The sequence below is a fragment of the Mucilaginibacter sp. genome (assembly GCF_041660805.1).
Taxonomy (GTDB): domain Bacteria; phylum Bacteroidota; class Bacteroidia; order Sphingobacteriales; family Sphingobacteriaceae; genus Mucilaginibacter.
Genome location: NZ_JBAZVP010000011.1, coordinates 65,265 through 77,627, shown reverse-complemented (window position 1 = coordinate 77,627; position 12,363 = coordinate 65,265). Strand labels below are relative to the sequence as shown.

Genomic DNA, 12,363 nt, shown 5'->3' with positions numbered 1-12,363 from the left:
CTAATTATTATAAAGATAAGCATCACGGAACAATTTAATGATCTTATCGGTTCGTAACTCCCTGCCCTTTGGTATCAGGTGGTATTCAGTATCATAAAATAAGCTATCCGGGAAAACGGCATCTGCAGGTTTATTCAATAATTTAATTTTCAGGTCGCTTTCAAAGTCGCGGTTAAAAGCATTTATCACACTAAGTTTTTGCTTATACAACGATTCAGGAAAACAGGGGTAAAGGAAATACACACGGATATTATTCTCATTTGCGTAGGTTTTAAAGCTGTTTAATAACTCCATCCCGGGAAAGTATGCATACGTCATATCATAGTTCTTTAAAAACTTATGCGACGGGTTTTTATCAAAATTCCTTACTACATCACCATACTCGTTGAATGATGTGCGCGAATAAACTACATTAGCAGGGAAGCCTTTTGGCTTACGGTTAAAAAGTTTGGCTAACGTTACAGAGAAGTTTTTCTGCAGGTCCTCAATAAAAAAATCATTCATGAACTGGCGAAAATTTGGGGAGAAATATGAGCCGGCTTGTGGGAATATCCTTTGAGCTTCTTTTTTCATGCGATGGTCGCCCTCTACAGATAATTTGTATTCGGGTGAGATAATTATAATGTCTGATGGGCGGGCAACATGCTTAACTTCATTTATCATATAATCTAACCCAAGGCTGCCATGCAAGCCTAAGTTGACCACCGGGATACCCGTGCTATCCGCGATTCTTTTACTGTCGATGCCAAACGCTATGTTTGATCCTCCACAGAAAATAATACGCGGCGATTTAGTTTTATCGGCGAAGTTGTGTTTATCAACAATAACACCCAAATAACCATCATTGCCCTTTGCTTTAGCAGGGTAATAGTTACGATTGCATATGTAGGCAGTTACCACCACTACAAGAGCAAACAAACAAATACCGGTGATAAACTTTTTCATATTAAAACTGGAAATAAACAAATTGCTGCTGAATGCCAGAGAAATAAAATATCGAAATGACTATTGTTAAATAAAACACCCATCTAAATGGTTTTAACCAAACTTTGCCCGTTGCAGCTATGGCAAATTGCTGTTCGCGCCCCAGCCACTCTATCACAATAAAAATTACAGTCAATAAAATAATGGTAACCACATTACTTGTCCCTCCTGCAAGTGAATCGCCGGTAGGTAAAACAAATAACGACCGGGAAAATATTCCTTTAATGTAATGGAATGCAGCAGTAATACTGTCTGACCGGAAGAAGATCCAGGCAAAAACCGTTAGTGCAAAAGTGACCAGGATATTTAACCCATCTTTTAACGTGGGCAATAATTTGCCTTTGGCAACAATCTCTATATGTGTCCTGTTTCGGTTAGATAAAAGCAGGGGGATAAAATAGATGGCGTTCAAGGCGCCCCATGCCAGGAAAGTCCAGTTAGCCCCATGCCAGAAACCACTTACCAAAAAAATAATAAATGTATTGCGGATACGGCTCCAGGTGTTGCCCCTGCTGCCGCCCAGCGGGATGTACAAATAATCTTTAAACCACGATGAGAGTGAGATATGCCACCGACGCCAAAACTCGGCAATATCACGAGAGAAGTATGGGTAAGCAAAATTCCTGAGTAATTCTATGCCAAACAACCTTGCTACGCCCAATGCAATATCAGAGTATCCCGAAAAATCGCAATAGATTTGAAATGTGAAGAACAGGGCCCCTAATACCAGTGTACTGCCGGGGTAATGCGGGTAGTTATTAAATATCATGTTTGCAAACTCGGCGCAGTTATCGGCAATCACTATTTTTTTAAATAGCCCCCATAAGATCTGTTTTAATCCGTTAACCGCTTTGGTATAATCAAACGTGCGCCTTTGCTGAATTTGCGGCAATAGATGGGTGGCCCGTTCAATAGGGCCGGCAACCAGCAATGGGAAAAAGCTCACAAAAACAGAATAGTCTATAAAGTTTTTTACAGGTATTATTCGCTTGTGGTAAATATCAAACACGTAACTTAATCCGTGAAAGGTATAGAATGATATACCCACGGGCAATATTACATTAATGGTAGTGAAACTGGCACGGACGCCAAATTGCGATAGCAGCTCGGTAAACGAGCCGGCAAAAAAATTATAATATTTAAACACACCCAAAAAGCCCAGGTTTATGCCCACGCTTAGCCATAACCAAAACCGTTTATTGGAGGGGCGCTTAGCTGTGTATATTTTACGGCCTGTATAAAAGTCTAAAAAAGTAGAGAAGATGAGCAGAAACAGAAAGCGGTAATCCCAGCAGGCATAAAAAAAATAGCTAGACACCAGCAGTAATATATTTTGCAGCGTTAAACTTTTATTGGTTACAAACCAATAAAACACAAAAACAACCGGAACAAATAAGGCAAAATTAAGGGAGTTAAAAAGCATATAGCAAATTGCCCGGGTAAGTTGTTAATAGTATCCCCGCTAATATCTGCAAAGCCTGCCAATTGCCAAAATTATTTTAAAGGAAGCGCAAGATCATTCTTTTATTGGAACAGGGATATATAGAATAGTCATCTCAGCGGTCACCGTTGCTATTTTCACCTCAAAAGCTTAAATTCACCTCATGAGCCTTAACAACCGACGCCTTTTCATAAAACAAGCCGCATCGCTGGCCGGTGCTTTTAGCGCTGCCAATATGTTTAACTATGCACATGCCGAAGAGTGGAGCAGGGCGTTAAAAGGTAAGGCGCATTTGAGCGCCGCCCAATTAGCGCAGGACGAAGATTTTTGGACGGTGATACAACGGGCGTATGCGGTTAGTACGCAAATAACGATATTAAATAACGGCGGGGTATCACCATCGCCGCTGGTGGTACAACAGGCGTTAGATAGGTATAACCAGTTAGCAAACGAAGGCCCATCATACTTTATGTGGCGTATACTTGACCAGGGGCGCGAGCCGCTGCGCGATAAACTGGCAAACTTGGCCGGTTGCCTGCCGGATGAAATAGCGATTAACCGCAATGCTACCGAAGCGCTCAATACGGTTATTTATGGGCTTGATCTGCAACGGGGCGACGAGGTAATTGGCACTAAACAGGATTATCCTAATATGATACAAGCCTGGAAACAACGGGGTATGCGTGATGGCATAGTTTATAAACAGATCAGCTTTAATTTCCCGATAGAGAATGATGCCGAAATAGTAAAGGCATATGAGCAGGCTATAACCCCAAAAACTAAAATACTGCATGTTACGCACGTAATTAACTGGGTGGGGCAGATAATGCCGGTGCGTAAAATATGCGATATGGCGCATGCCAAAGGCGTTGAGGTAGTGGTTGATGGCGCACATTCATTCGGCTTGCTTGATTTTAAAATACCCGATTTGCATTGCGATTATTTTGGCACCAGTTTACATAAATTCTTGTCGGCTCCTGTTGGCAGCGGTATGATGTGGATCAGGAAGGATCATATTGAAAAGATTTGGCCATTAACCTGTAACTCCGAACCCCGCAGTGCCGACATTCGCAAGTTTGAAACATTAGGCACCCGCAGCTTCCCGATAGAGCAGGCCATAGGCGAGGCCATTAACTTTCATGAGGCAATTGGCAGCAAACGCAAAGAAGAGCGCATTCGTTATCTTAAAAACTACTGGGCGCAAAAAGCCCAGCAAATACCCAAAGTGAAAATACATACCTCGCTAAAATCAGAATATTCCTGTGCTATATGCGGGGTTTCTGTAGATGGTATGACACCTCAGGAGCTGGATGCAGCCTTGTTTGGTAAATACAAGATCCATACAACTGCTATTGTTTGGGAAAACATTAGCTGCGTGCGGATAACACCACATGTTTACACCCGTTTGGCCGATCTGGATAAGTTGGTAAAAGCGTTAGGTGAAATAGCGGCTGGGAAGAAGTAGGATATAGTATAGAAAACATGTCATTGCGAGAAGCGTAGCAATCTCCCGATAGGTTGTTGTTGTGCTTTAATGAACGTTAGCCCGCTCATAGCCGCGGAGGCCTATTACTTTTTCCTTGATGAAAAAGTAACAAAAAATCAAGACGAAAAAATCCTTCCCAACACAAGGCCTTTACCCATCGGCTCCGGTTTTTCGTCAGCCTACCGCTCTTCATTAAGTGAGCCTTGCCGCATGCGTTGCTGCTTATTCTCGTAATGGCGAGTTAAATAAGCTAAGCTGCTATTTAATTTGCGCTTCCACCACAGGTAACAACTCCTTTACCCACAGGCCGTACATTTTTGCAGAAGGATGTAAACCGTCCTCCGCATTTAAAGAAGCATCATTGGCTGCTTGTTTTGATATTGGGGTAATATCCACATAAGCCACACCTGCCTTTTGGCTTTCTTGTTTATTAATAGCGTTAAACTGATCAATTTCCCGGCCTATTTGGCTGCGGTCGCGGCCATCGGCATAAGGGGTAACGCCCCAATCAGGGATAGATAGCACAAACACATTTTTTTTATTGCCGTTTGCATAAGCTATGGCAGTATTTAGCAGCCGGATAAATTCGGTACGGTAAGTTTCCTGATTATAGCCACGATACTGATTGTTCACACCAATAAGCAGGGTTACTATGTCGTATTTCTTGTCTTTTAAATCGCTGTTGTTTATGGCGTCGATAAGCTCATCAGTGGTCCAGCCGGTAGTAGCTATAATTTCGGGTCGACTAACCGGGTGCTTTGCCTTGATTAATTCTGCTGTTAATTGGTACGGAAAAGACCCCGCCGCTGGAACCGATTCGCCTATACTATAACTATCACCAAGGGCAAGGTAGGTGTAAGGCGATCTGTTGGTTTGGGTTAAATCCATATTATAATTGTCACTGCCGCAAATAAGGGCAGCTGTTAGTGCAGGTATTGCCAATAATTTCATCCACTTATCTCCATACCAAAAAGTACGGAAATGTGGCGTGTCAGGATTTTTTTAACTTCATTAATATCTACCTCGCGGCCCAGTTCCTGCTGCATGGAGGTTACTGCTTTATCATCTATCCCGCAGGGAACAATATTCTTGAAATAGTTAAGATCAGTATTTACATTAAATGCCAGGCCATGCATAGTTACCCAACGGCTGCAACGAACACCCATTGCGCATATTTTGCGGGCTTTTTCATTGTCGGCATCCAGCCAAACACCCGTATAACCGGGATAACGACCGGCCTTTATGCCGTAATCTGCCAGTGTTAAAATAATGGCTTCTTCAAGTGTGCGTAGGTATAAATGTATGTCGGTAAAAAAATTATCAAGGTCAAGTATAGGGTAGCTTACAATTTGCCCTGGGCCATGATAGGTAATATCTCCACCACGATTAATGGTGTAATACACAGCTTCTTTTTCTTTCAGTCCGGCTTCATCTAAAAGTAAATGTTCGGGTTTACCACTTTTGCCTAAAGTGTAAACATGAGGGTGCTCGCAAAAAATAAGGTAATTAGGTGTTGGCGTTTCTTCTGCTGGCTCATCTGCGCCGGCTAAAACAGCTACTTGGCGGTTACGTATCTCAGTCTTAAGCCTAACGGTATCGGCAAAAATGGCTTCCTGTTTATCCCAGGCAACTTTATAGTCTGTTAGCCCCCAATCTTGTAAAATAACCTGTTTGTTTTTCATTGTTATGCCTTCACGTATCCTATCATGTAATCTTCATACTTCAGGTAGTTTACCTGGTAGCTAAAGTTTATCGTATCCTTATCTAATGTAGCCTGTACCGTGCCTTGCTGTTGGTAGTTAAAGGGTTGCAAAAATATATTATGAGCAAATGAAACCTCTTTTTGCCCGTAGCATTTGTAAACCGCCTCTTTGGCGCACCAGCAAACATAAAGCTGGTCAATTTTCTGCTGCTGATCTATAAAGGCCAGTTCCTCGGGGCGCATAAATTTTCCGGCAATACGCTCTACCTTTTGCTTCACCTGTTCAATATCAATACCTACAGCGCTGCTTTTACTAATCATTACAGCGGCGTAATCAAACGAGTGACTAAGCGAGATATGATAGGGTAAACTAACCAAATAAGGCTTGCCATGTGCATCAACCTTGCAATCAATATATTCTTCGGTACGCAGCATTTTACGCAATAATACACGTGTGCCTAACCAGTGCAGGTAACGTTTGCTCTTGCTTAACTGCTTGGTAAAGGCTTTTTCGGTATCATCTAATTTAAGCTGTTTGTAAAGCTCATCCGCGGTTTCCTCTATCTTCCAAAGCGCAAACTCTGTATCATCATCCACCTGTTGTCGGTACGCTATTGCCATGAGGGTAAAATTGCAAAAAGGTTCACAAAGTAATATCAGGTAAATATAATATTAACAAGTTGTTTTTTTATTGTAGCATTTCAACGGAAAGTTACGTCATATAGCTAATAACCGGGCATCACAATTAATACCATGAAAAAAATATACATAGCCGCTGCCATATTAATAGCCGTAGCATTAACAGAAAGCTGCATGAAACAGCGAATAGCCGAAAAGGCACCTGTAGTAAAAGACATTAAGGCATAGCAAGCCCGTAAGGAAACATCCAAAAACGGTGAGAATGTGAATGGATGGATAACTACCCTTTAGGTGGTTTAATTTTGGCCGTCCGTTACGTAAGTAACGGGCGGTTTTTTATGTAATGTTGTTAACTGTTGTGTACAACATTGTATTGGCAATTAGCTTAATTAATGATAATTTAGGCCTCCCATAATTTAAGCTATGATATTATCAGACAAACGCATTCTTGAAGAGATAGATAAAGGCACTATTATTATTGAACCCTTTAACCGCGAATGCCTGGGCACAAACTCATACGATGTGCATTTGAGCAAGCACCTGGCTACTTATAAAGACCGCGTGCTGGATGCCAAGCTTCATAACGAGATAATTAGCTTTGAAATACCGAAAGAAGGATTTGTATTGCAGCCCAACACCTTATACCTGGGTGTAACTGTTGAGTATACCGAAACCCACCAGCACGTGCCTTTTTTAGAAGGAAAATCAAGCACAGGCCGTTTGGGGATAGATATTCATGCTACAGCAGGTAAAGGCGATGTAGGCTTTTGCAACACCTGGACACTGGAAATTTCATGCGCGCAGCCTGTGAAGATCTATGCCGGTATGCCTATTGGCCAGCTTATATACTTTGCCGTTGAAGGCGAGATAGAAACCCTTTACAATACTAAAAATAACGCCAAGTATAATAATAAAACCACACGCCCGGTTGAGAGCATGATGTGGAAGAACAAATTCTAAGTCTCGGCGGTTGTATGTATAAGGAATGCAGGCAATTAGCGTTGTAATACTGTGTATCTTTACATCAATTATGGCATATAAACGTTTCTTTTTTGGGTTGATTACTGCTTTAGGCATTACAGGCCTGTTAGGGTTTAGTTTTTATGACGATCCTATCAGTAAAATTATTCAGCAACTGGATAAATGGGGTAACGAGCGGCCTATAGAAAAGGCGTACCTGCACCTTGATAAACCCTACTATGCTGCCGGCGATGATATCTGGTTTAAAGCATATGTAACGGGCGGCAGCCAAAACAAGCTAACTACAATAAGCGGTGTTTTAAATGTGGAGCTGATTGATGGGCGCGATTCCATCAAACAATCTCTTAAACTCCCTTTAAAAGATGGTGTTGCCGCCGGCGATTTTGCCCTGCCTGATACCCTGTACCAGGGCGGTTATCGCATACGGGCCTATACCAATTACATGCGTAATGCCGGCAGTGAATATTTCTTTGATAAGGCTATCAGCATCATCAATAATACTTTAAGCAGCAATGCAAAATCAGCAGATAAAATAACGACAAATAAAAGTGTATCTGTAAATACTTCAGGCAAGGCTGATGTACAGTTCTTTCCGGAAAGCGGCAACCTTGTAGGGGGAGTTGCAACCAAGGTAGCGTTTAAAGCCGTTGGTGTTAATGGCTCTGGTACAGATATTAAAGGGGTGATTAACGATAACACAGGCAAGCAGGTAGCACAGATTAACAGCACTCATTTAGGGATGGGCGTGTTTGATATTATACCTGTTTATGGGAATACTTACACAGCTAAAATTACCAATGCCGATGGTTCAACTAATACCGTAACCCTGCCTAAAGTGCTGGATAAAGGCTATGTTTTAAGTATAACAGATGCCGGTGCACAAAACTTACAGGTAAAAATATCGGCAAGTAAAAATCTGCTTAATCAGGGTGCGGCCAATGTGCTGTTAGTGGCCCAAAGCCAGGGTAAGGTTTATTATAGCGATCAAATAAAACCGGGTAATGTTACCATACCAAAAAGTAAATTCCCTGCGGGGATAGTGCAGTTTACTTTATTTTCGACGGGTGGTGAGCCCTTGAACGAACGCCTGGTATTTGTACAGCATCCCGAAAAGTTAAAGCTGGACCTAAGTGCCGACCGGCAAACTTACACGCCAAGGCAAAAGGTAAAAATTAATGTGGATGCCAATAGTAATGGTAAGCCTGCTATGGGAAATTTCTCGGTTTCGGTAACTGATGAAACTAAGGTACCATTGAATGAAGCGAATGAGAATAATATTATGGCAAGCCTGCTGCTTACAGCCGATCTTAAGGGATATGTAGAGCAGCCTGCTTATTATTTCAACAACGTTAACGATAAAACCCGGGCTGATCTGGATATACTAATGCTTACACAGGGCTATCGCCGTTTTGAGTGGAAAGAAATATTGAATGACAGATTTACGCCAAACGTTTATCAGCGCGAAAGCTCCTTGCAGGTATCAGGTACTGTTACCAATCCATCAGGTAAGCCGGTTGCCAATGGAAAGGTTAAGCTGATTGATTTTGACGATATTGATTATACGAAAGATACCGTTACAGACGCGCGCGGCCGGTTTGCCTTTACAAATTTGACATTTGAAGATAGTGTGCGTTTTATTGTGCAGGCCCGTACCGATAAAAATAAGAAAGACGTGGTTATTAAGCTTGATTCTATTGCGCCGGCAAATGCAGCAGGGAAAAATGCGGCTGATTATGAGATAAGTGTAAGTGCCGATCTATCTGTTTACGTGCAAAGCAGTAAAGAACTATACCAGGCGCAAATGCGATATGGTGTTGGCAATCATGTTATTCCGTTAAGAGAGGTAATTATCCGCGAGAAGAAACAGGCGCTTAAATACTCATCAAACCTGAATGGCCCAGGTAATGCCGACCAGGTTTTGTTAGCTCGTGATCTGCAGAACTTCGCCTGCATCCGTATAGCTGATTGTTTGCAGGGCAGGTTGCTGGGCGTTACTTTTCGTAATGGAGTGCCTTATTCTACACGTTCATATAACCGGCCTATGCAGGTGATTATTGATGGGGTGTATGTTGAGCCCAGTTTTTTAAACTCAATAAACTTTATTGATATACAAGCGATAGAGGTGCTGCGTAACATAGGTTCACTGGGGATTTATGGCGGTAGGGGTGGAAGCGGGGTAATAATTATTACCACCAAACGCGGTGGTGACAACGAATATACCGGACCGGTTACCGGCCGTGGTATAAAAGTGCTTTACCCTAAAGGATATTTAAAAGCCCGTACTTTTTATTCGCCACAGTATGATAAATCTGGTGTAAACAAACAATTGGCAGATCTGCGCAGTACTATCTTCTGGAAACCGGATGTGCTTACAGGCAACGGCGGTAAAGCATCATTTGAATATTTTAATGCAGGCACTAAAGGTAATTACCGCGTGGTGATTGAAGGTATTGACACCGACGGTAACATAGGCAGGCAGGTTTTAAGATATAAAGTAGAGTAAAAGTTTAAGGTTGAAAGTGAAAAGTTGAAAACGGTGAAACTTTACTTTAAACTTTTCACTTTCAACTTACCTTATTTCGCTAAGTAAAATTTCTCCCAAAAATCAACCGATTTGAATAGCTCGCTGCGGTCGGCATTGCTGGTGTTGCCACCTCCACGCATACCACCTCCACTACGGCCACCTCTTCCGCCACGACCACCGCCGCCACTCATTCCACCGCCGCCGCCTCTTCCGCCACGGCCACCACCCATGCCCCCGCCTTGTGCGTCGCCGCCCTGGCCGGTAATAACAGCTTTTTGCATGCCGTTAATTTTAAAGTTAAATGCCCATTCGCTTTTTGAAGGGCTATCGGCATGAAAAAACTTTAAGGGGATAGCCGCCTCGTAAACCAGGTTGCCATCAGCATCATAATTTATAGCCGCCTTAATGCCATAGGTGTTTGATGTGGTGATCATATCATATTCAATATCCTTAAAGCCGGTTACTTTAATGTTTCTGAGTGTGGTAAGCCGCTCGCGTGCAAGTTCATCCCTATCTTGCTGGCTTACTTCTCCGTTATCATCCTTACTAAAACCAAACTGCGGTTTACTGCCGGGGGCACTCAAGGGGAAAGTCATGGCAAATGTTTCCTTCTTTTTCCCTTTAGGATCAATACTTAATGTGATACCCGCGTTTATGATACGGGCCTGCTCCATCCTGTCGTTAATACGGATAGCCACATACAGATTTTCCTGATCGTTGGCGAGGGTGTAAGGGATCTTTTTTTCTTCGTTAAGATATCGCAGGCTGTCGCCCCATTCATTCAAATTACCATCTATTACGACGTTGGCGGGTGGCGGCTGCATATTGCCGGGAGCTTTTGATGTTTGTGCTTTAACTGCGCTGGTAACCAGGGTTAATGCTGAAAACAGCATAATAGTACGGTGTTTCATTTTTTTTAAGTGGGGGTTTGTGACAGTAAAAGTTGGTATATGTCATTTTAAATCGTTTAAACATCATTTTAACACTTTTATTACTGATTTTAAGTAAATTTGTCATTACATATGCCAACTGAAGTACAGGAAGAGACACTCACTCTTGAAGAGATACTGGCCGGTCTTAAAGAAATGCACCGCCTTATATTATGGAATGATGACCATAACAGCTTTGATCATGTGATACACTGCATGATGAAATATCTGGATTATACCGAATCTCAAGCCGAAAAAATAGCATGGAAGGTGCATAACGAAGGTAAATGCGCCGTATTGGAAGGTTCATTCACCGAGATGGAGGTTTATCGTAAGATTCTTCAGCAAGAGGGGTTAACGGTAACTGTGGAGTAGTTAAGTATTGGTATTGTTAAACAAAACCGCGCATTACTTAGCATAGTACAGCTATCTTCATAACAATTCCTTACTATTCTCTCGTCTGTAAAATAACTGTGCTTTCATTTTTCATTTGCTAATTTCCCTGCACTATCGCGGCACCGGAACCATGCCATCTCCCCGGGCATATGGTTATAGTTGCTCTCTGTAAATTGTCGTAATCAGCAAGATTTTCATGAATGTATTTCAATTAATTGCACACATCCGGGGCAATTTTCCTTTATTTTCTCAATGCATTATACACAATTGGGTTATTTGAAATATCTACACTTTAAAAGATATAGTTTTGATTATTAAAAGTTAAAACCATGAGAAATCTACACCTTAAATTTGGAGAAATAATTTCAAATACATTTAATTTCAAAACAGCTAAGAAATTTTTATTTGGAAATATAGTTTTGATAATCATCGTGCTTTTATCAGCAACCGGATGTAAAAAGAATGCAGTAAACCCGGATAAAGAATTTGGAGAAGGAAGGTTAACCGTTGAATGTGAAAAAAAATGTCATATCTCCTATGGCACTGCCGGTAATTTAACCGAGGTTGATATTGAAGCTACTACGGGTACATATAACTTCAAATATCAAAGAGACTATAATTTGAATCTCAAGGTAACGCCTTTAGTTGAGCCTCAGAAAATTACCATAAATGTTTATAGCCGGGAATCAAAACAAATTTACCATAATTCAGCTACTAAACAGGCTAATCAAATATGGGTTTCAACCATTTTAGTACCATAATTATCATTCATTGCCTAATATAATTTGAGAAGTAGTGCGTTTGTTGAGTAGCCCCTGTCTATTTCTCCTTTAAGCCGTCTTTACGTCCGGTGCCAAGGCTTTTATACATGGCTGTCGTTGGGTTAAGGATACCACTATCACCCTGCCGGCAAAAAATGTAAAGGAAGACTATGAGTTCCAAATCAGGCCCTCCACCTGTTTAAGTTTAACTTTAGTGGTTAAAATAAGGGACAGTATTTTTTATACGCGGTAACTAAATTTATGTAAATATTATTAATTGTTTTTTTAACAGTTAATAATATTATGTTATATTAGTTTTTTGCAATTTAAACCAACTGTTAAATTTTTTACTGAATTAATATCAGTATAGCTGTAATTGAGCTGTAGGATAAGATTTGAAATGCTTTAAAAGCCGGTGTTTTACGGCCATACTGTTTTCAAGTTTAAGACTTAACCCACAGATGCAATTAAGTTGTAGTGAAAGATGTGGAACTAATAATTTATAACAATACTATGTTGT

11 protein-coding genes are annotated in these 12,363 nt (G+C 41.3%); 5 read left to right on the top strand and 6 right to left on the bottom strand.

Annotation, left to right across the window (positions count from 1 at the left end; genetic code table 11):
* Together WC743_RS15245 and WC743_RS15240 are read right to left on the bottom strand one after the other, a co-directional pair.
* Entirely contained in the window at nucleotides 1-945 is a 945-nt protein-coding gene (locus tag WC743_RS15245) for a hypothetical protein (protein ID WP_373013137.1), read from the bottom strand.
* 1 nt (nucleotide 946) lies between these two features.
* The gene (locus WC743_RS15240; protein WP_373013135.1) at nucleotides 947-2,407 is read right to left on the bottom strand and encodes an MBOAT family protein; all 1,461 of its coding nucleotides are present in this window, start codon (nucleotides 2,405-2,407) and stop codon (nucleotides 947-949) included.
* Between the two features lie 181 nt (nucleotides 2,408-2,588).
* Between WC743_RS15240 and WC743_RS15235 the strand changes: the two genes are divergently transcribed.
* On the top strand, nucleotides 2,589-3,890 hold the full coding sequence (locus tag WC743_RS15235) for an aminotransferase class V-fold PLP-dependent enzyme (RefSeq protein ID WP_373013133.1): 1,302 nt from the start codon (nucleotides 2,589-2,591) through the stop codon (nucleotides 3,888-3,890).
* A 279-nt stretch (nucleotides 3,891-4,169) separates the two neighbouring features.
* Here the strand turns inward: WC743_RS15235 and WC743_RS15230 are convergent, their stop codons facing one another.
* The 3 genes from WC743_RS15230 to WC743_RS15220 are packed head-to-tail and all read right to left on the bottom strand — an operon-like array spanning nucleotide 4,170 to nucleotide 6,234.
* Nucleotides 4,170-4,799: an SGNH/GDSL hydrolase family protein gene (locus WC743_RS15230; protein WP_373013131.1), complete on the bottom strand. Its 630-nt coding sequence runs from the start codon at nucleotides 4,797-4,799 to the stop codon at nucleotides 4,170-4,172.
* Nucleotides 4,800-4,858: 59 nt separating this feature from the next.
* A complete protein-coding gene (gene lipB, locus WC743_RS15225; RefSeq protein WP_373013129.1) occupies nucleotides 4,859-5,593 on the bottom strand; it encodes a lipoyl(octanoyl) transferase LipB in 735 nt (244 codons plus the stop codon).
* A gap of 2 nt (nucleotides 5,594-5,595) precedes the next feature.
* Nucleotides 5,596-6,234 carry a 4'-phosphopantetheinyl transferase superfamily protein gene (locus tag WC743_RS15220; protein WP_373013127.1) on the bottom strand — a complete coding sequence of 213 codons (639 nt, stop codon included), beginning with the start codon at nucleotides 6,232-6,234 and terminating at the stop codon, nucleotides 5,596-5,598.
* Between the two features lie 441 nt (nucleotides 6,235-6,675).
* Between WC743_RS15220 and dcd the strand changes: the two genes are divergently transcribed.
* Both dcd and WC743_RS15210 read left to right on the top strand, forming a co-directional pair.
* On the top strand, nucleotides 6,676-7,212 hold the full coding sequence (dcd, locus tag WC743_RS15215; RefSeq protein ID WP_373013125.1) for a dCTP deaminase: 537 nt from the start codon (nucleotides 6,676-6,678) through the stop codon (nucleotides 7,210-7,212).
* Between the two features lie 70 nt (nucleotides 7,213-7,282).
* Nucleotides 7,283-9,736, top strand: a complete 2,454-nt coding sequence (locus tag WC743_RS15210) for a carboxypeptidase regulatory-like domain-containing protein (protein WP_373013123.1) — start codon at nucleotides 7,283-7,285, stop codon at nucleotides 9,734-9,736.
* 71 nt (nucleotides 9,737-9,807) lie between these two features.
* Here the strand turns inward: WC743_RS15210 and WC743_RS15205 are convergent, their stop codons facing one another.
* Nucleotides 9,808-10,668, bottom strand: a complete 861-nt coding sequence (locus WC743_RS15205) for a hypothetical protein (RefSeq protein WP_373013122.1) — start codon at nucleotides 10,666-10,668, stop codon at nucleotides 9,808-9,810.
* Nucleotides 10,669-10,779: 111 nt separating this feature from the next.
* Here WC743_RS15205 and WC743_RS15200 point away from each other — a divergent pair, with 111 nt between their 5' ends.
* Nucleotides 10,780-11,061 (top strand): ATP-dependent Clp protease adaptor ClpS, encoded by a 282-nt coding sequence (locus WC743_RS15200; protein WP_373013120.1) that lies wholly within the window; start codon nucleotides 10,780-10,782, stop codon nucleotides 11,059-11,061.
* 350 nt (nucleotides 11,062-11,411) lie between these two features.
* A complete protein-coding gene (locus WC743_RS15195) occupies nucleotides 11,412-11,843 on the top strand; it encodes a hypothetical protein (RefSeq protein ID WP_373013119.1) in 432 nt (143 codons plus the stop codon).
* Nucleotides 11,844-12,363 lie beyond the last annotated feature (520 nt).

Excerpts from the sequence above, each read along its gene's own strand:
- dcd (WP_373013125.1), top strand. The coding sequence starts at position 6,676 with ATGATATTATCAGACAAACGCATTCTTGAAGAGATAGATAAAGGCACT.
- WC743_RS15195 (WP_373013119.1), top strand. The coding sequence starts at position 11,412 with ATGAGAAATCTACACCTTAAATTTGGAGAAATAATTTCAAATACATTT.
- WC743_RS15210 (WP_373013123.1), top strand. The coding sequence starts at position 7,283 with ATGGCATATAAACGTTTCTTTTTTGGGTTGATTACTGCTTTAGGCATT.
- WC743_RS15205 (WP_373013122.1), bottom strand. The coding sequence starts at position 10,668 with ATGAAACACCGTACTATTATGCTGTTTTCAGCATTAACCCTGGTTACC.
- lipB (WP_373013129.1), bottom strand. The coding sequence starts at position 5,593 with ATGAAAAACAAACAGGTTATTTTACAAGATTGGGGGCTAACAGACTAT.
- WC743_RS15200 (WP_373013120.1), top strand. The coding sequence starts at position 10,780 with ATGCCAACTGAAGTACAGGAAGAGACACTCACTCTTGAAGAGATACTG.
- WC743_RS15240 (WP_373013135.1), bottom strand. The coding sequence starts at position 2,407 with ATGCTTTTTAACTCCCTTAATTTTGCCTTATTTGTTCCGGTTGTTTTT.
- WC743_RS15230 (WP_373013131.1), bottom strand. The coding sequence starts at position 4,799 with ATGGATTTAACCCAAACCAACAGATCGCCTTACACCTACCTTGCCCTT.
- WC743_RS15245 (WP_373013137.1), bottom strand. The coding sequence starts at position 945 with ATGAAAAAGTTTATCACCGGTATTTGTTTGTTTGCTCTTGTAGTGGTG.
- WC743_RS15235 (WP_373013133.1), top strand. The coding sequence starts at position 2,589 with ATGAGCCTTAACAACCGACGCCTTTTCATAAAACAAGCCGCATCGCTG.
- WC743_RS15220 (WP_373013127.1), bottom strand. The coding sequence starts at position 6,234 with ATGGCAATAGCGTACCGACAACAGGTGGATGATGATACAGAGTTTGCG.